This is a genomic window from Arthrobacter sp. YAF34, from assembly GCF_052113245.1.
In the GTDB taxonomy this organism is placed as follows: domain Bacteria; phylum Actinomycetota; class Actinomycetes; order Actinomycetales; family Micrococcaceae; genus Arthrobacter.
In genome coordinates this window covers 175,526-192,761 of record NZ_JBFRCV010000009.1, presented here as the reverse complement: position 1 = coordinate 192,761, position 17,236 = coordinate 175,526, and the positions used below count along the sequence as shown (strand labels likewise).

Annotated in this window: 16 protein-coding genes; 9 read left to right on the top strand and 7 right to left on the bottom strand. The window is 67.5% G+C overall.

Annotated elements, in window-relative coordinates:
• The first annotated feature begins 104 nt into the window (after positions 1 to 104).
• The gene (locus tag AB4Y72_RS12985; protein ID WP_441426564.1) at positions 105 to 1,196 is read left to right on the top strand and encodes an ROK family glucokinase; all 1,092 of its coding nucleotides are present in this window, start codon (positions 105 to 107) and stop codon (positions 1,194 to 1,196) included.
• A gap of 22 nt (positions 1,197 to 1,218) precedes the next feature.
• Here AB4Y72_RS12985 and AB4Y72_RS12980 read toward each other — a convergent pair whose 3' ends face one another.
• Genes AB4Y72_RS12980 through AB4Y72_RS12970 form a run of 3 tightly spaced genes read right to left on the bottom strand, consistent with a single transcriptional unit; the run spans position 1,219 to position 3,648 of the window.
• Positions 1,219 to 2,049, bottom strand: a complete 831-nt coding sequence (locus AB4Y72_RS12980; RefSeq protein WP_441426563.1) for a hypothetical protein — start codon at positions 2,047 to 2,049, stop codon at positions 1,219 to 1,221.
• Complete coding sequence (locus AB4Y72_RS12975; protein WP_441426562.1) at positions 2,042 to 2,836, bottom strand: alpha/beta hydrolase; 795 nt, start codon at positions 2,834 to 2,836, stop codon at positions 2,042 to 2,044. The genes AB4Y72_RS12980 and AB4Y72_RS12975 overlap by 8 nt, the downstream gene beginning before the upstream one ends.
• Entirely contained in the window at positions 2,833 to 3,648 is an 816-nt protein-coding gene (locus AB4Y72_RS12970; RefSeq protein ID WP_441426561.1) for an alpha/beta hydrolase, read from the bottom strand. The genes AB4Y72_RS12975 and AB4Y72_RS12970 overlap by 4 nt, the downstream gene beginning before the upstream one ends.
• 113 nt (positions 3,649 to 3,761) lie before the next feature.
• On the opposite strand from AB4Y72_RS12970, the gene AB4Y72_RS12965 reads away from it, so the two are divergent.
• Positions 3,762 to 4,508, top strand: a complete 747-nt coding sequence (locus AB4Y72_RS12965) for a lysophospholipid acyltransferase family protein (RefSeq protein ID WP_441426560.1) — start codon at positions 3,762 to 3,764, stop codon at positions 4,506 to 4,508.
• Between the two features lie 88 nt (positions 4,509 to 4,596).
• Positions 4,597 to 5,988 carry a class II 3-deoxy-7-phosphoheptulonate synthase gene (locus AB4Y72_RS12960; RefSeq protein ID WP_441426559.1) on the top strand — a complete coding sequence of 464 codons (1,392 nt, stop codon included), beginning with the start codon at positions 4,597 to 4,599 and terminating at the stop codon, positions 5,986 to 5,988.
• A 148-nt stretch (positions 5,989 to 6,136) separates the two neighbouring features.
• Here AB4Y72_RS12960 and AB4Y72_RS12955 read toward each other — a convergent pair whose 3' ends face one another.
• Together AB4Y72_RS12955 and AB4Y72_RS12950 are read right to left on the bottom strand one after the other, a co-directional pair.
• Positions 6,137 to 8,308: a protein kinase domain-containing protein gene (locus tag AB4Y72_RS12955; protein WP_441426558.1), complete on the bottom strand. Its 2,172-nt coding sequence runs from the start codon at positions 8,306 to 8,308 to the stop codon at positions 6,137 to 6,139.
• 130 nt (positions 8,309 to 8,438) lie between these two features.
• Positions 8,439 to 9,839, bottom strand: a complete 1,401-nt coding sequence (locus AB4Y72_RS12950) for a LysM peptidoglycan-binding domain-containing protein (protein WP_441426557.1) — start codon at positions 9,837 to 9,839, stop codon at positions 8,439 to 8,441.
• A gap of 305 nt (positions 9,840 to 10,144) precedes the next feature.
• Between AB4Y72_RS12950 and AB4Y72_RS12945 the strand changes: the two genes are divergently transcribed.
• Entirely contained in the window at positions 10,145 to 10,498 is a 354-nt protein-coding gene (locus AB4Y72_RS12945; protein ID WP_441426556.1) for an Rv2175c family DNA-binding protein, read from the top strand.
• Between the two features lie 200 nt (positions 10,499 to 10,698).
• Here AB4Y72_RS12945 and AB4Y72_RS12940 read toward each other — a convergent pair whose 3' ends face one another.
• Positions 10,699 to 11,793, bottom strand: a complete 1,095-nt coding sequence (locus tag AB4Y72_RS12940) for a polyprenyl synthetase family protein (protein WP_441426555.1) — start codon at positions 11,791 to 11,793, stop codon at positions 10,699 to 10,701.
• Positions 11,790 to 12,317 carry a hypothetical protein gene (locus AB4Y72_RS12935; protein ID WP_441426554.1) on the bottom strand — a complete coding sequence of 176 codons (528 nt, stop codon included), beginning with the start codon at positions 12,315 to 12,317 and terminating at the stop codon, positions 11,790 to 11,792. The genes AB4Y72_RS12940 and AB4Y72_RS12935 overlap by 4 nt, the downstream gene beginning before the upstream one ends.
• Positions 12,318 to 12,564: 247 nt before the next feature.
• Between AB4Y72_RS12935 and dinB the strand changes: the two genes are divergently transcribed.
• The 5 genes from dinB to AB4Y72_RS12910 all read left to right on the top strand — a co-directional run bounded on the left by dinB (position 12,565) and on the right by AB4Y72_RS12910 (position 17,209).
• The gene (dinB, locus tag AB4Y72_RS12930) at positions 12,565 to 13,791 is read left to right on the top strand and encodes a DNA polymerase IV (protein ID WP_441426597.1); all 1,227 of its coding nucleotides are present in this window, start codon (positions 12,565 to 12,567) and stop codon (positions 13,789 to 13,791) included.
• A gap of 316 nt (positions 13,792 to 14,107) precedes the next feature.
• A complete protein-coding gene (locus AB4Y72_RS12925; RefSeq protein WP_441426596.1) occupies positions 14,108 to 14,476 on the top strand; it encodes a DUF3040 domain-containing protein in 369 nt (122 codons plus the stop codon).
• A 403-nt stretch (positions 14,477 to 14,879) separates the two neighbouring features.
• Complete coding sequence (gene mraZ, locus AB4Y72_RS12920) at positions 14,880 to 15,308, top strand: division/cell wall cluster transcriptional repressor MraZ (protein WP_090956633.1); 429 nt, start codon at positions 14,880 to 14,882, stop codon at positions 15,306 to 15,308.
• A 198-nt stretch (positions 15,309 to 15,506) separates the two neighbouring features.
• Positions 15,507 to 16,505, top strand: coding sequence for a 16S rRNA (cytosine(1402)-N(4))-methyltransferase RsmH (gene rsmH, locus AB4Y72_RS12915; protein WP_441426553.1), 999 nt, complete (start codon positions 15,507 to 15,509; stop codon positions 16,503 to 16,505).
• Positions 16,502 to 17,209, top strand: a complete 708-nt coding sequence (locus AB4Y72_RS12910) for a hypothetical protein (RefSeq protein ID WP_441426552.1) — start codon at positions 16,502 to 16,504, stop codon at positions 17,207 to 17,209. The genes rsmH and AB4Y72_RS12910 overlap by 4 nt, the downstream gene beginning before the upstream one ends.
• The last annotated feature ends 27 nt before the right edge of the window (positions 17,210 to 17,236 follow it).

Sequence of the window (17,236 nt, the reverse complement as noted above, 5' to 3'; positions counted from 1 at the left end):
ACCGCCGGAGGCGCCCGCGGCGGGGCATCATTCGGGGCCGTCGTGCGGGGTCATGCTGCCGGCCTTCGCGGCAGCGCCGGTCCCGGCTAATAGAATGGGGGATCATGCAGACACCAACACCCGGCCGGCAGCCCGGTTTGCGCCGCCGCGCCGCCGCCTGGCGGAGCAGGACCCTCGCCGGAGCGTCGGCCGGCTCGGCCGGGCATGACATTCGTTCGCAGCTCCGGCTGGGCCGCAAGGGCCTGGCAATCGGGGTCGACATCGGCGGAACCAAGGTTGCCGCCGGGGTGGTCGATGCGGAGGGACGGATCCTCAGCCAGGCGAAACGCTCCACCCCGGGCAGCGACCCGCGAGCCGTGGAGCAGGTCATTGTCGAACTGGTCGAAGAACTGGGTGCCGGGCACCGGATCTGGTCCGTAGGGATCGGCGCCGCCGGCTGGATGGACCTCGACGGCGCCACCGTCCTCTTCAGCCCGCACCTGGCGTGGCGCAATGAACCCCTGCGTGATAATTTGCAGCGGCTGCTGCGCCGCCCCGTCCTGCTGACCAACGACGCCGACGCCGCCGGCTGGGCGGAATGGCGGTTCGGCGCCGGGCAGGGACAGAGCCGGCTGGTCTGCATCACCCTCGGCACGGGGATCGGCGGCGCCATGGTGATGGACGGGCGGCTCGAGCGGGGGCGCTTTGGTGTGGCAGGGGAGTTCGGCCACCAGATCATCATGCCTGGCGGTCAACGCTGCGAGTGCGGCAACCGTGGCTGCTGGGAGCAATACGCCTCCGGGAATGCGCTGGGCCGCGAGGCCAGGGAACTGGCTGCCGCGAACTCCCCGGTGGCCCAAGAGCTGCTCAAGGCTGTGGACGGCGACGTAGGACGCATCACGGGCACGATTGTCACGGAGCTGGCCAAGGCCGGCGACCCGACCTCTCGCGAACTCCTCGAGGACGTCGGGGAATGGCTTGGCCTGGGCCTGGCGAACCTTGCGGCGGCGCTGGATCCCGGGAAATTCGTGATCGGCGGCGGACTCTGCGACGCCGGCGAGCTCCTCGTGGGCCCCGCCCGGAAGTCCTTCGCGCGGAACCTCACCGGCCGCGGCTTCCGGCCCGCGGCGGAAATCGAACTCGCGGCCCTCGGGCCCAACGCGGGACTGATCGGCGCCGCCGACCTCTCCCGGGTCAGCAGCCGCATGCACACCTAGCGCCGGGGAACGTCCTTGGCAGCTAGACGCGCGCTCCGTCGTCGTTTTCGTCCTTCTCGCCCGGCAGTTTCATGATCAGGAACACCACGGAGGCGGCGAACGCGGCCACCATGGCAAGAATGGCCAGGAGCGGGGCTGACCGCCAGAACATCGCCGAGAGCACCAGCAGAATCGGCCCGCCCACGGCGCCGATCCAGGCAAGGACAGTCATCGGGTCCGCGCCCGCAAGGCTGGGAGGCTCCTCCGGGACGAACGCGCCGTCATCGTCGTCGGGCTCGTAGTCGCGGGGCCCGGGGGTGGTGTCCGGTACTTCGTTGCCGCCCCCCGCCGGCCTCCCGGCGGCGGGGGAGAGCCGTTCCTCGGCGGAGAGCTCGATCGGCGCGGTACCGGCGAGACCCAGCGGATCGAAATCACTGAACGTCCAGGCGGCCGGTGCGCCGCGGGCACCGTCTGTACCGCGGGCACTGTCTGTACCGCGGGCACTGTCTGTACCGCGGGCACTGTCTGAATCGAGGGCACTGTCTGCGCCCTCCGGCCCGGCGGCCGGGCCGCCCCGGGGTGTCTCGTATCCGGCTGTCCCCACCTCTTCCAGCCGGGCGACAAGGTCCAGCCAGACGGCGTCGTCATTGGCGGACAGCGCGTCCGCAGCGGGCGTCTCATCGGACTCCTGGTGCTGGGAGTCCTGGGGTTGGGAGTTATGGTGCTGGGAGTCGTGGGGCTGGGGCCCGTGCTGCGGGAGGTCGCCGGAGGCAGGGGCGGGGGCGCCCGCCGCGGGGAGGTCGGGTGAGGCATCGCCTGCGAGGTCCGGATCCGGTGTTTCAGGGTCCGGGACAGTGGGCTCGGGCTTAGTCATTGGCCGTGTCCTTCCGGTCCGCCTTGCGGCCGGCCGCGGCCGCCGCGGACCGGACAAACTCGGCGGTGCCGCTGAAGATCTCGGCCGCGTCGTTATCCATGGTGGCCACGTGGTAGCTGTTTTCCAGCGAGACCACCTCCAGCGGGGCCTTGGTCAACCCGCGGCGCAGCGCCACCATGCTGGACTCGGACACCACGTGGTCCACCGAGGACCGGTACACCCGCACGGGGGCGGTAATGCGGGGCAGCAGGCGCACGGTGTCCTTGAACATCTTGTTGAGCTGATAGGCCGCGGCCACCGGAGTCCGCGGATACGCGCCCTCATCCATGTCCGGTTTGAGGATGTCATTGGCGATCGCCGGGGTGCTCTTGAGGACGTATTTCAAGATGCCGGCCAGCGGGGCGCGCCGGTCATCGATGACCAGCCCGGGGTTGACCGCCACCACTCCTGCCACGCGCCGGGTCGCCGCGATCCGCAAGGCCAGGGTGCCGCCCATGGACAGGCCGGCCACGACCACGACGTCGCATTCCTCCGCCAGCTCAAGATAGGCCGCGTCCAGGGCCGCGTGCCAGTCCTGCCAGCGGGTCCCGGCCAGCTCCTGCCAGCTGGTTCCGTGCCCGGGCAGGAGGGGCAGCCGGACGGCGTATCCGGCGCCGGCCAGCGACCGTGCCCACTCCCGCACGCTGTGCGGGCTGCCGGTGAAGCCGTGGGAGACCACGACGCCGGTCCGGAGGCCGGATCCGGTGAACGGGCTGCTGAACGGCGAGTGGTCCGGGAGGATGCTCATAAGGTCTCCAAGGGGGCGGTGGGCGGCATGCTGGACCGTGTGTGAGTGGAGTTGGCGTGCTCAAGGAAGAAGCGGACTGATTCCTCAAAGAGTAGCGGCGCATCGGCGTCCAGCGTGGCAACGTGCCCGCTGCGGGGAAGGCTGACCACCCTGAGATCCCGCGATCCGAGGCGGCTACGCAGGAGCTCCAACGACGACGGCGGGACCACGGCGTCGATGTCCGACTTGAAAACGAGGGCCGGTGCCTGCACGGCCGGCAATTCCCGCAGGGTCGCGGCGAACAGCCGGCGCAGCTGGTGGACGGCCGCCAGCGGCGTCAGGGAATAGTCGCCGTCGTCGGTGGCTGGCACGCTCGAGTTCTCTTCTTGGATCGGTGTGGTGGTGCGCTGGAAATACTTCAGCAGTCCGACCACCCGGACCCTGCGGTCGTAGAAGCTCAGGCCCGGGTTTACTACTGCCACGCCGGCCACCGTGTGGCGGGCCGCGGTGCGCAGGGCTATGGTGCCGCCCATGGACAGCCCGGCGACGTAGCAGTGGCTGGTCCGGTCGGCCAGATCCAGGTACGCCGTCTCAAAGCTCGCGTACCAGTCCTGCCAGCGCTGCCGGGCGAGGTCGCGCCAGTGGGTGCCGTGCCCGGGAAGCAGCGGCACCGACACCGCGAAGCCCTGGTCGGCAAGGTGTCGGGCCCACGGCAGGACGCTGAGCGGGCTCCCCGTGAAGCCATGGCAGATGGCCACGCCGGTCCGGGCATTGGCGCCGTGACCGGGGTAGCTGAAAGCGGCGGGCGCCGGGGAAGTATGGCTTTCCGTCATGAGCCCATCGTGTCACCCTTAGCGGCAAAACTCACTAGAGTAAGGTGTCCATTGAAGTCCTGGCCGGACCCGTTTTGGGCGGCCGGCCAGCCGCCTTCCGGAGAGGTCACCGAGTGTTCTATTGGTTCATGAAGACGTTTGTCCTGGGGCCGGTGTTGAAGCTGCTGTTCCGGCCCTGGGTCAAGGGCCTCGACAACGTCCCGGCCGAGGGCGCCGCGATCCTGGCTTCGAACCATCTCTCCTTTTCTGATTCGATCTTCATGCCGGTCATGGTGCCGCGGCCGGTCGTGTTCCTGGCGAAATCCGAGTACTTCACCGGCACCGGAATCAAGGGCAGGCTGACGGCGGCCTTCTTCCGGCTCACCAACCAGCTCCCCATGGACCGGTCAGGGGGCGCGGCATCCGCGCAGTCCCTGGACGCGGGCATGGGCGTACTCAAGAACGGCTCGCTCCTGGGCATCTATCCGGAGGGGACACGCAGCCCTGACGCACGCCTCTACCGCGGCAAGGTGGGCGTTGCCCGCCTCGCGCTGCAGGCCCGTGTGCCGGTCATTCCGGTGGCGATGATCGGAACGGACAAAGTACAGCCGATCGGCAAGCGCGTGCCCAACATCCGACGCATCGGCATCATCTTCGGTGAACCGCTCGACTTCGGCCGCTACTACGGCATGGAGGATGACCGGCTGATTCAGCGTTCGGTGACCGACGAGATCATGTATGAACTCATGCGCCTGTCCGGTCAGGAATACGTTGACGAGTACGCCTCGGTGGTGAAACTCCGACAGACGGGTAAAGCCCAGGAGGCGGACAGGCCGACGGCGGCAGGGGAGGACGGCCCGGACGCTCCGGAGAGCGCCTGACGTGTTGCGCGGGTGCCATGTGACGGGATCCGGGCTGTCAATGACAGGCGGGGCCGCCGAACCCGGACGGGACAACTATCCTTAGAAGGTGACCGAGCTATCTGAGAAACCAGTTTCCCCGCTGACCAGCACCGCCCAGAGCGGCGCCGCCAACTATCCCGGACTGGACAACTGGCGTGAACTCCCGGCGTCGCAGCAACCCACGTGGTCCGACCCGGCGGTCTTCGAGGCATCCGTCAAGGAACTGTCCGTCCTGCCGCCGCTCGTGTTCGCCGGCGAAGTGGACATTCTGCGCGAACGGCTTGCCGCCGCCGCGCAGGGCAAAGCGTTCCTGCTCCAGGGCGGCGACTGCGCCGAGACCTTCGAGGCCGCCACGGCGGACAAGATCAGCGCGCGCGTGCGCACCATCCTGCAGATGGCCGTGGTCCTTACCTACGGTGCGGCCATGCCGGTCATCAAGATGGGCCGGATGGCGGGCCAGTTCGCCAAGCCGCGTTCCTCCAACGACGAAACCCGGGACGGCGTTACCCTCCCGGCGTACCGCGGAGACATCGTCAACGGCTACGACTTCACGCCCGAGTCCCGTGCGCATGATGCCGGCCGGATGCTGAAGGCCTACCACACCTCTGCTTCCACCCTGAACCTGATCCGGGCCTTCACGCAGGGCGGCTTCGCGGACCTGCGCCTGGTGCACCAGTGGAACAAGGGCTTCACCGAGAACCCGGCGCACGCCCGCTACGAGTCGCTGGCCCGTGACATCGACCGGGCCATCAAGTTCATGTCCTCCTGCGGCGCCGACTTCGAGGCCCTCAAACGCGTGGAGTTCTACGCGAGCCACGAGGCGCTGCTGCTGGACTACGAACGGGCCCTGACCCGCATCGATTCGCGCACCGGGCTGCCGTATGACACCTCGGCCCACTTCCTGTGGATCGGGGAACGGACCCGCGAACTGGACCACGCGCATGTTGATTTCCTCTCCCGCGTCCGCAACCCGATCGGCGTCAAGCTGGGACCGTCGACGAGCGGGGACGACGCCCTGCGCCTGATCGACAAGCTGGACCCGGAGCGGGAGCCCGGCCGGCTCACCTTCATTACCCGCATGGGTGCCGGGAACATCCGCGAGAAGCTTCCTGCGATTGTCGAGCGCGTCACCGCCTCCGGGGCGCAGGTCCTTTGGGTCACCGACCCCATGCACGGCAACACGGTCACGTCGCCAAACGGCTACAAGACCCGCAATTTCGACGACGTCATCGACGAAGTGCGCGGATTCTTCGAAGTCCACCACGCGCTCGGTACCGTTCCCGGTGGCCTGCACGTGGAGATGACGGGCGACGACGTCGCCGAATGCCTCGGCGGGGCAGACCCGATCGACCAGGAAGCTTTCCTGGACCGCTACGAATCAGTCTGCGATCCGCGCCTGAACCACATGCAGTCGCTGGAGATGGCGTTCCTCGTGGCCGGCGCCCTCTCCAAGCGCTGAGGCCCGTTGCCCTGACTGAAGCCCTGAACAAAAAAGCTCTGCCCGGCGGTACCCGCCGGGCAGAGCTTTTTTGTGCAGCAACCCGGTCCTGGGCACAGTGACGGGTCCCGGCAGAGCCCCGGGAGAGCCCCGGCAGCGCGGGGAAGGGTCAGACCACGGTGAGCGTGATGACCGATCCCTCCGGCACATTCGTGTCTACCGGATCCTGGGCGCGGACTGTCCCGAAGAAACCGCCCAGGATGTTGTCTACCTGGACCTTGAACCCGAGGTCCTTCAGGGCCTTCTGGGCTTCCGAGGACTGTTTGCCGATGAAACTTGGCACGTGGATGAGCTTCGGGCCCTTGGAGATGATGAGGGTGACCGATCCGCCCTTGGTCAGGTTGCCGGAGGCAGGATCCTGGGCCACCACCGAGCCTTCCGGGACCTTGGGGTCATTGACTGGGTTGGGGGACACCGCGGCTTTCAGCCCGGCGGCCTCGAGGGCATCGACGGCGGCACCCTGCTCCTGGCCGCGGACATCCGGAACCGGAATGGGGTGGGGGCCCTTCGAGACCGTCAGTCCCACCGGCGTGCCGTGCTTCGCCGGGTTTCCGCTGCGGGGAGCCTGGCCGAGGACAGTGCCGGCGGGGGCCGATTCATCGAACTTCCCGGCGACCGGGCCGAGAGCCATCTTGGCGCCGTTGAGGGACTTCTTGGCCTCGTCCAGGGTCTTGCCCGTGAGATCCGGCAGCGGAAACAGCTCCGGGCCCTTGGAGACGGCAAGTGACACCGGCTGGAACTTTCGGATGACCTCACCGGCGGTCGGGTCGGATCGGACCACGTGGCCCGGCGAGACGTCGTCGTCGTAGACATCCTTGACCGTCGACTGGAACCCGGCAGTGCGGAGCAGATCCTGGGCCTCCGCAACTGTCTTGTTGGCCACCGGCGGCACCGTTCCGGGCGATCCCGGCCCCATGCCGAAGAACCAGCCGGCGACGGCGGCCAGCAGCGCCGCGACCACGAGCAGGACAATCCACAGCACCCCGCGGCGTCGTGGGTTTCCTGCGTGGAGGGTCCTGGTGGGCGTGGCGGCGGCCCGTTGGCGCGCTTTCTCTTCGTCCCGGTCCAGTTTGCGCTGGGCGCGTTTGCTGGGGGCGGCCGCCATTTCCCCGTCCCCGTACCCAACCTGGCCCGGGTAGGCCGCCTCCTCCGGCGCGGACAACGGACCGTACGCGGGACGCTGCGGGGCATTGGACATCACGGTGGTCGGGTTGGAACCCTCGCGGGCAATCATCTCGGTGGGCTGCTGCAGGCTGCCGTACGTTTCCGTCGGCTGCTGGAGCCTGCCGTACGCTTCCGTGGGCCGTTCCGACGCGGCCGGCACGTACGCCGTCTCCTGTGCGCCCGAGGCCGGGCTTCCCGGGGGCCGGACCGGCCGGGCGGCCACGGCCGGCAGCGCGCTGATGATGGCCGCAGGCGGCTGAAGGTCCAGTTCGGCGTCGTTGAGGTTTGTTCTGATGTGCCGGAGTTCGGACAGGAGCGCGTTCCCGTCGACGGGGCGCTTGTCCGGGTCCCTGTCCGTGCACCATTGGACGAGTTCGTCGATCTCCGCGGCCAGCCCGGGCACCTCCACCGACGGAGCATCCACGGTGGAGTTGACGTGCTGGTAGGCGACCTGGATGGGCACGTCACCGTCGAACGGCTGGCGGCCGGTGATCATTTCGTAAAGCATGATCCCCACCGAGTAGATGTCGCTGCGGGCATCTGCCTGCTTGCCCAGGACGAGCTCGGGGGAGAGGTAGGCGACGGTCCCGATCAGGGCGCCGGTGCTCGTGGAGGTTGAGATAGCGCGGGCCAGGCCGAAATCGCCCAGCTTGATCCGCCCGTCGTCGGCGATCAGGACATTCTCCGGTTTGATGTCCCGGTGGATCATGCCTGCGGCATGCGCGGCGCCCAGGCCCTCGACGACCGGATCGATCAGCGCCAGGGCCAGGCGCGGGGAAAGGGCGCCCTTGTCGTTGAGGACGTCCCGCAGAGTGTGTCCCTTGATGTACTCCATGACGAGGTAGGCGAGGCGGCCGTCCTCGCCCTGGTCCAGGACGCCCACCACATGGGGGTGGGACAACCTGGCCGCGGCTTTGGCTTCGCGTCCCAGCCGGTCCAGGAACTGCGGGTCATCGGCCAGATGGGGATGGAGCACCTTCAGCGCGACGTCACGCTCGAGGCGCTGGTCCGTGGCGAGGTACACCGTGGACATTCCGCCGCGGGCAAGCCTGGATTGAACCCGGTAGCGGTTGTCCACCAGGTTCCCGACGAGAGCGTCCGACACGTATTCCTGCACCTTACAATCGTAGTCGCTGGACGGAAACGGGCCCGAATCGACATGCGATCCGGGCCCGTAGCCCCACACCCCCAGGACGGGAGTGCGTGCAGGAGTCAATGCGGGCGGCGCCGCCGCTGCGCGCGGGAGGTCAGCTGAACAGCCGCTTGTTGGCCTTGATGGCGGCAACGTACGCCTTCGTGTCATCAAACATGCCGTTCTTGCTGACCGAGTACTGGCCCTGGTAGTAGCCGGCAACAGCGTGGTCGAGGTCGGAGCACGTGCGGACCAGCTGGCGGATGATCGCGATGCCGGCCGTGGCGTTGTCGTACGGGTCCAGCAGGTTCAGCTTGCGGCCCACGAGGTCCGAGGCCCACTCACCGGAGGACGGGATCACCTGCATGGTGCCGATCGCGTTGGCCGGTGACACGGCGCGCTGGTTGAAGCCCGATTCCTGCAGGGCAAAGGCCAGCGCCAGGCTGGCGTCCACGCCCATGCGGCGTGCCGTGTCGGCCACGATCGACTTCATCTGTTCGCGGGTGGGAACCGGGGAAGCGTTGAGCAGCGCCTTGTTCTGGTTGGCCGAGCTGACCACGGCTGCCGGGTAGCTGAACCCGAGGAACGTGCTGGGCACGAGCGGCGTGGTGGCGGCAGGCGAAGTCGAGGCCGGCGCGATCGTCAGCGCGCCGGGAATGACGAGCTTCTGCCCCGGGTAGATGATGCTGGACATCGTCAGCCGGTTGGCGGACAGGACGTCCGAGAGCCTGACGCCGTTGCGCGCCGCGATGCCCGAAAGGGTGTCGCCGGACTTGATGGTGTAGGAGCCCGATTTCGCCGGCGTTGCGGGCACTGCGGTGGCGGCCGGTTTTGCGGCCGGGGCGGAGGGAGCGGACGTGCTGGCCCCGCCCACCTTGACCTTCTGGCCGGGGTAGATGATGGAGCCCATGGTGAGCCCGTTCCATTTGAGGACCTGGGAAAGCCCGACGCCGTGGCGTGCGGCGATCGCGCCCAGGGTGTCGCCTGACTTGACGATGTAGACGCTCCCGCCTGAGGCGGAACTAGCAGGGGCGGGAACAACGGGCGCGGGCTTAGCGGCAGCGGGCCGGGCGGCCGGCGCGGCCGTCGCCGGACCGGTGAGCCTGATCTTCTGGCCCGGATAGATGATGGTGTTGGCCCGCAGCTTGTTCAGCTTGAGGACGGCATTGGTGTCCAGGCCGTACCGCCGGGCCACGGCGCCGACGGTGTCGCCGCGGGCGATCGTGTAGACGGCGGGAGCAGCCGGCTTCGCCGGGCGCAACGCGCTTGGCACGGTTGCCGGGACGGAGGCTGCGGGGATCAGGGCCGCATTGAGGGAGGCTGCCACTTCCGCCTTTGCCTGGGCCCGCATGGCCGCTGCAAGGGTTGCCGGGACGGCGCGCGCCCGCGGCTCGGCCGCGGCAGGCTGGGCGATCGCCAGCGAGGACAGGACGACGGCGGGCAGCGCCGCCGTCGTCGCCGCGATCAGCGGCAGGCTGGGCCGCGCGTGGTGCTGTGGCGAACGTGACGTTGTCATTCGAAAGATCCTCTTCTCAGCGGCAACGCTGCGGTCTGGCCGGTACAACTGGTGTTACCAGTGTGACAAAAGTTATAGCTGTTACAAATGTGATCTATGTGAATCTCTCATGAATTGGGAATTAGTACAAGAACTGTTTGGCATTCCGCAATCCCGATTTCGGCAGAATGCCTGCCCGCGGGCGCGCCGGGGGAGTGCCCGGTAGGCCGGTGCGGGCCCCGCGGGACCGAATGACTGCGGCCGCGGCCGTCATCTCTCCGGCCGTCGACTAGGCGGCGGGGCACCGCGCGTGGCAATCTTTATCCGTGAGTAATGTAGAAAGCCTCGTGGGCGAATGGCTGCCCCTGCCCGATGTTGCACAGCTTCTTAACGCATCTATTACCAAGGTCCATGCCCTCCTGGACGAGCGTGCGCTGGCGGCCATCAGAATCGGGGACCGACGCATCCGTTCCGTACCGGCGGCTTTCATCCAGGACGGCCACGCAGTGGAGAGCCTTAAGGGCACCATCATTGTTCTCTCGGACGCCGGATACTCGGACGAGGAACTGATCACCTGGCTCTTCACCCCGGACGAGTCCCTGCGCGGCCGGCCGATCGACGCCCTGCGGGAAGGGCGCAAGACCGAAATCCGGCGCAGGGCACAGTCCTTGGCCTGGTAGGGGCCGGCCGCCAGCATCCTCTAGCCGGCCGCACCCCCTTGGGACGTGCCGTTGCGGGCCGTGTACAGCGTTTGTCGCCGTGCACGGCCCGCGGCGTATGGTCCGGCTACCGGATCTCCCGTGCGGCTGCGGGTGGCCGGTCTCTTCGGCCTCCGGGACCCTGTCCGGGCCCCTGGGGATGGGCTCAGCGGGTGGTGGGCTCAGGCGGCGCGGCTGACAGTGGCCTCCGCCAGCTTGCGGAGCGCCGTCTTGGGCAGCTCCTCCAGCGGCAGCAGGTCCAGGGCGGCGTAGGCCGCCTTGCCGAACTCGTCAATGAGCACTTCCGTCGCCTGGAGCGCGCCGCACTCCACGATGATGCGGCGGATCTCCGCGATGTCGGAGTCGCTCAGATCGGGGCTGCCGAGCTTGGCGTCGATGAACTCCGATTCTGCCGGCGAGGCCTGGTCCAGGGCGAACGCCACCAGGACCGTGCGCTTGCCTTCACGGAGATCGTCCCCGGCAGGTTTTCCGGTGGTGACGGGGTCGCCGAAGACGCCAAGGACGTCGTCGCGCAGCTGGAACGCCTCGCCCAGCGGCAGGGCAAAGGCGGAGTAGCCGCGGAGCAGCTCGTCGCCGGCGCCGGCCAGGGCTCCGCCCAGCGCCAGTGGGTGCTCCGTGGAGTACTTGGCGGACTTAAACCTGATGATGGACTGTGCCCGGCTGACCGCACCGGCCCGGTCCCGCCGGGGCCCGGCAACTTCTTCCAGGATGTCCAGATACTGCCCTGCCATCACTTCGGCCCGCATGAGGTTGAAGATCAGCCGCGCCGGGCTGCCGGAAGCGGCACGGTGTCCGATTTCAGTGAAGGATTCCTCGCTGAAGGACAAGCAGAGGTCACCTGTAAGGATGGCGGCCGCGTGGCCAAACCGCTCACTGTCCAGCGCCCAGCCCTGGGTCTCGTGCAGTTCGCTGAAGCGGCGGTGCACGCTGGGGCCGCCCCTGCGGGTATCCGAACGGTCAATGATGTCGTCATGGATCAGGGCTGCGGCCTGGAACAGCTCCAGGGCCGAGCCCGCCGTCACCACCTCGGCCGCCCCGGCCTCCCCGCCGGCGCCGCGCCAGCCCCAGTAGCACATGAGGGCCCGGAGGCGCTTACCGCCCGTGACCAGATTCGAGATCGAACCCATCAGCGGATCGATGTCCTGTGAGATTGCGGACATGACGGCCTGGCGGCTGGTCAGGAAATCCGTGAGCTTGCCGGCGACTGAGGCGACGAAGTCCGCCTGCTCGAGCCGCAGCTGTTCGGCGAGGGTCACTTGACGGACTCGGCAGCGACGTTCGCGCCGATCGTGAACGTGGACAGGCCGCCGGTATCCATGACCGAGATGTTGACTGTCTCGTTGTCCCCGCGCAGGAAGTCCTTCGAGGGAAGGGTGCCCACGGATTCGCCGGGGACGGCCTTGAAGCCCTGTGCCTTAAGCCCCTTCGTGTAGAACGCCAGCACGTCGGCCGCGGGGGCGGAGATGCTGCCGACCAGGGCCACGGTGGCGGGCACCGTGGTCTTGTCAAAGCTGCTGGACACCAGTTTGGCTCCGGGCATGACAGGCAGCAGCTTCTGCGGGAAACCGGGAACCAGGGCGCCGACCGTGGCCGAGGTGCCGGGCTGCGCGGAAGGGCTTGGCTGCGCCGTCGTGGAGGACTGCGGCGATGCTGCCGACGTCGATACCGACGACGCCGCCGAGGCTCCGGGGCCGGCAGGCGTGCATGCGGTCAACGCCAGTAACGTGCCCGCCGCCGCGATGGCCGCTGCGGCACGTTTGTGCTGTCCAAATACCTTCACAGGGATTTTCCTCCTGGTGTTGATGCGGAATCAGCCTCCAGTTTAGTCAGTCCCCGGGCATAGGATTGAAGGCGTGGGGACGGATGCAGACAAACAGCAGGGCGAAGAGAGCAGAGAACCGTACAGAAGACCGGGCACAGAACCGTACCGAGAACAGCACAGAGCGCAGCCGGTTGTGCGCCCTAATGTACAGCCCCGGACACCAGCTCAGGCCCATGCCCAGGCTCAGCTCCCGTCGACCCGCCAACTGGATCTCCCGTCCTATGGACGACTCAGCGAGGACGCGCTGCGCGAACTGCGGCGCAGCAGCATCCTGCACGTGGACATGGACGCGTTCTTCGTCTCGGTGGAGCTGCGCAGCCGTCCGGAGCTAAAAGGAAAGCCCGTCATTGTGGGGTACCCGGCAGACCGGTCGGTGGTGCTGTCAGCGTCCTACGAGGCCCGGGCCTTCGGCGTCAGATCGGCGATGCCCATGGTGGTTGCGGCACGCATGTGTCCGTCGGCGGTCATCATCGAGCCCCGCCATAAGCTCTACTACGAAGTTTCCGGACAGATCATGGGCATTTTCGGGTCCATCACCGACCTCGTGGAGCCGCTCAGCGTCGATGAGGCGTTCCTTGACGTCGGGGGAGCCATCCGGCGTCTCGGTCCGCCGCGGGAGATCGGCGAGCTGATCCGGGCCCGCGTTTCGCGGGAACTCGGGATCACGGCCTCGGTGGGAATCGCCGCGAGCAAATTCGTGGCCAAGATCGCGTCCACCCGATGCAAACCCGATGGGCTGCTGCTGATCCGGCCCGAGGATACCGTTGCCTACCTGCACAGCCTTCCCGTCGGCGCCTTGTGGGGAGTGGGCGGCAAGACCGTGGACGTTCTGGCCCGGAGGGGGATCCGGACGGTGGCGGATGTCGCGGCCTCGCCCCTGCCCTCTCTGCGCAAGCTCCTCGGCGCCGCCGGGGAGCACGTCTACCGGCTGTCCTGGGGCATCGATCCGCGGCCCGTGACTCCGGTCCGGCTGGAAAAGAGCATCGGGGCCGAGGAGACCTTCGCTACGGATACCGCGGATGAAGCCCTGCTCCATCGGGAACTGCTGCGGCTTTCGCACCGGACGGCGGAGCGCCTCCGCGGCGCCGGCATGCACGCCCGCACGGTGGCGCTCAAGCTGCGGTACGCGGACTTTTCCACCATCACCCGCAGCCGCACCGTGAGCACCCCGATCGACAGCGCCCAGCTGCTCTACGCCGTCGCGGTCCAGCTCTTGGAATCCGTGGGCGACCGGCCCATGCCGGTCAGGCTCGTGGGCATCCGGGCGGAACAGCTGGAAGTGGCCGCCGACGCCCCGCTCCAACTCAGCCTGGACCGCCGGGACGACAACTGGCGGGCCGCTGAACAAGCCCTCGATGCGGTCACCCGCAAATTCGGCAACAAATCAGTTCTGCCCGCACGGCTCCTGGATCCCGGGAACACCCTCGAATAGGCCGCCCGGCTCTCAGCAGCGCCTCCAACCAAGGCTCTCATTAACGCCTCGTTAAGGTCCGCCGGGGCGCGACAGGGCCTTAAGACTGTCTTTCAGAACGGGCCCCGACAATCTATCCTTATTAATACCTAGGTTTAGGACGACTGGATCGACCGCACAGGCAACGACCTGGCCAACTGACGACCGGCACGGGACTCATGAATTGCCCCTTTTCGCCAATGGCGGCGATGGGGAACCACTTCGGAATCCCGGGCGTTATGGGAATAGGGCAATGGCCACGTCACGGTACGGCGATGGCAGACTTGAGGAGGTCGTGATGCCGCTCTCGGAGCACGAACAGAAGTTGCTGGAGCAACTAGAGAAGCAGCTGCATGAAGATGATCCCAAGTTCGCCAGCTCCATGGGATCGGTCCCGGGGCGTTCCTGGTCCACCCGCCACCTTGTCATCGGAGTGCTCGCCACTCTCGCAGGTGTGCTGCTGTTGCTGGTGGGCGTGTCCATGCAGAACGTCTTTGTCGGGGTCCTGGGCTTCGTCGTCATGGGCGCCGGCGTGTATTTCGCCACGATGCGCAGTTCGGCAGTCCGCAAGGCCAAGGCCCGTGGCCGCAAGCAGGGGAAGCCACGGAGTTCGTTCATGAGCAACCTCGAGCAGCGCTGGGACGAACGGCACCGGGGCGAACCCTAAGCCGCCCCGAGCAAGGGGTCTGGGGCCCCCACTTTCCACCACCGGTTCACCGGGTGGCGGCGCGAGACCCGCTTCGGCGGGTCTTTCGCCATTTAATGAGGCATTTCCCGGGGCCTGGGACGCAAAAAGGCCACGCCGCGGATTTCTTTCGCGCCGGCGTCGGGCCTTCTGCCCGCATTGGCCGCGTCGACCGCGGCAAGGACGTAAAAACCGCTCCACTTTCCCCCACCTGTCCCGACTCCTTGCAAATGCAGGGAAGAAAGGGGATAAACATCCGCAAATTTGTCCAAACATCCCGGGCGTGTCGTTGACTGTGGAGCGATGTGGAGTAATGTGGAGGACGTAAGAGGGTAGTGGCAGCACAGGGGACGTTGGACTTCCTAGAACAGACAGGCGGTGGGCCGTGTTTCTCGGCACACATTCGCCGCGTCTGGACGAAAAGGGTCGAATTATCCTCCCAGCGAAGTTCCGCGAGGAGCTTGCCAGCGGCCTGGTTCTCACAAGGGGCCAGGAACGTTGCATCTACGTCTTCAGTGAGGCGGAATTCGGCCGGGTTCACGAGCAGATGCGGGAGGCTCCAATTTCCTCCAAGCAGGCACGTGACTACATCCGTGTTTTCCTCTCTGGAGCCTCGGACGAGGTACCTGACAAGCAGGGGCGCGTGACGATTCCGCCGGCGCTCCGGGAGTATGCAGGTCTTGGCCGGGAACTCGCCGTCATTGGCGCAGGATCCCGGGCGGAGATCTGGGACGCCCAAGCCTGGAGTGAGTACCTGGCCGAGAAGGAAACCGCCTTCTCGGAAACCGACGACGCCATCCCGGGGATTCTCTGAGTCCCCAGTAACCCAGCAGCACACCACGTTCCTTGATCGAGATCTCCAGCCGCCCATCCGGTTGCTGTCCTGGCTCACTTCCCCGGAGCCAGGCCGGCGAAGGGTAGGCGCGGATGGGGATCTGGACCAAGGAACGTTGCGTAAGTACAGCAACCAGCACCGCGCAACCAACACACTCGCGAACGGAAGGACGAAGGCATGACCGATCCCGACCAGGCGAAGCCTACGTCCGAACGCCATGTACCGGTCCTCAAGGACCGGTGCATCAATTTGTTGGCCCCGGGGTTCGAGGCCGCCCGCAGCCGCGGCGAGACCCCGGTGGTCATTGACGCGACGCTTGGCATGGGCGGGCACTCCGAAGCCCTTCTCCAGCGCTTTCCGGACCTTCACCTGATCGGCATCGACCGCGACGAGGAAGCACTGGCCCTGGCGGGGGAGCGGCTGGCGCCCTACGCGAACCGGACCGACCTCGTTCACGCCGTCTACGACGAAATTCCGGACGTCCTCGAAGATCTGGGCTTCACCGAGGTGCACGGCGTGCTCATGGACCTCGGTGTCTCGTCCCTTCAACTGGACGAGCGGGAGCGGGGCTTCGCCTACTCCTTCGATGCGCCGCTGGACATGCGGATGGACACGAGCCGTGGCCAGACCGCCGCCGACGTCGTCAACAACTACAGCGAAGAGGACCTCGTCCGGATCATCCGGAAGTGGGGCGAGGAAAAGTTTGCCGGCCGCATCGCGAACAGAATCGTGGCCGCGCGCGCCGAGAAGCCCTTCGCCACCACCGGCGAGCTCGTGGAACAGATCCGCTCGGTGGTGCCCGCCGGGGCCGCCAAGTCCGGCGGCCACCCGGCGAAGCGCACCTTCCAGGCACTCCGGATCGAAGTCAACGAGGAACTGGACGTCCTGGAACGCGCCATCCCGGCCGCCATCGAGGCCATCGCACTGGGCGGCCGCGTCGTCGTCATGTCCTACCACTCGCTGGAGGACAAGATCGTGAAGGGCTTCTTCCAGGCCGGATCGAAGTCCTCGGCCCCGCTCGGCTTCCCGGTCGAGCTCGAAGAGCACAAAGCCGAACTCAAAACCTTGACGAAGGGCACCGAGGTGCCTACCGCCGCTGAAATCGCCGAAAACCCCCGCGCAGCTTCCGCCCGGCTGCGCGCCGTCGAACGCATCAAAGCCAGGAGAGCAGCATGAGCAACGCCGCAGTCACCAGCTACCCCGTTGCCCAGGGCGCCACTGCCCGCGCCCTGCCCGGCATCAGCCCGGGGCACCGCCCCGGCATAGACCAGCCGCGGAAGTCACGCACCCCGCTGTCGCTGGTCCGCTCGGTGCCGCGCAAGCGCCGCGCGCCGTTCGTCGTCCTCTGCTTCGGCCTCCTGGCGATTGCCCTCATGGCCGTGCTGGTCCTGAACATTTCGGTTTCGTCCGCGCAGTACCAGCTGGTCCAGCTCCGCAGCGAGCAGACCACCCTGACGAAGCAGAACCAGGACCTGACCCAGCAGGTGCAGAACTTCGGGGCCCCGCAGAATCTCGCCGCCAAAGCCACGGAACTGGGCATGGTGCCCTCGCTCGCCAAGGGCCAGATCGACCTTTCGACCCTGAGCGTCACGGGCAAGGCCAAGCCGGCGGTCAAGGACGACGCCCCGGGCTCCGTCATCGCTGCGCCGGCCGTCGCCGGCGAGCTCACCGTTGTTCCGCCGGCGTCGGCGAACGATCCGGCCGCCGAGCGCAAGCCGGCGGACACCCAGGCCGACGCCGTGCCGGCCCCGGCGGCTGCGGCTGCGGAGCATGCAGCCAGTGCGGCGGCGGCCAAACCCGCGCCCCCCGCGGCAGCCGCTGCCGCGGAGCTCCACGGCGGCACGGTTCCCGCCCCCGCGCAAAAGGTTCCCGGGCAGTAACCTCCACTGACCAACCCCCAGCACAGC

Excerpts from the sequence above, each read along its gene's own strand:
- rsmH (WP_441426553.1), top strand. The coding sequence starts at position 15,507 with ATGACCGATCCCGACCAGGCGAAGCCTACGTCCGAACGCCATGTACCG.
- AB4Y72_RS12970 (WP_441426561.1), bottom strand. The coding sequence starts at position 3,648 with ATGACGGAAAGCCATACTTCCCCGGCGCCCGCCGCTTTCAGCTACCCC.
- AB4Y72_RS12910 (WP_441426552.1), top strand. The coding sequence starts at position 16,502 with ATGAGCAACGCCGCAGTCACCAGCTACCCCGTTGCCCAGGGCGCCACT.
- AB4Y72_RS12980 (WP_441426563.1), bottom strand. The coding sequence starts at position 2,049 with ATGACTAAGCCCGAGCCCACTGTCCCGGACCCTGAAACACCGGATCCG.
- AB4Y72_RS12925 (WP_441426596.1), top strand. The coding sequence starts at position 14,108 with ATGCCGCTCTCGGAGCACGAACAGAAGTTGCTGGAGCAACTAGAGAAG.
- AB4Y72_RS12975 (WP_441426562.1), bottom strand. The coding sequence starts at position 2,836 with ATGAGCATCCTCCCGGACCACTCGCCGTTCAGCAGCCCGTTCACCGGA.
- AB4Y72_RS12950 (WP_441426557.1), bottom strand. The coding sequence starts at position 9,839 with ATGACAACGTCACGTTCGCCACAGCACCACGCGCGGCCCAGCCTGCCG.
- AB4Y72_RS12985 (WP_441426564.1), top strand. The coding sequence starts at position 105 with ATGCAGACACCAACACCCGGCCGGCAGCCCGGTTTGCGCCGCCGCGCC.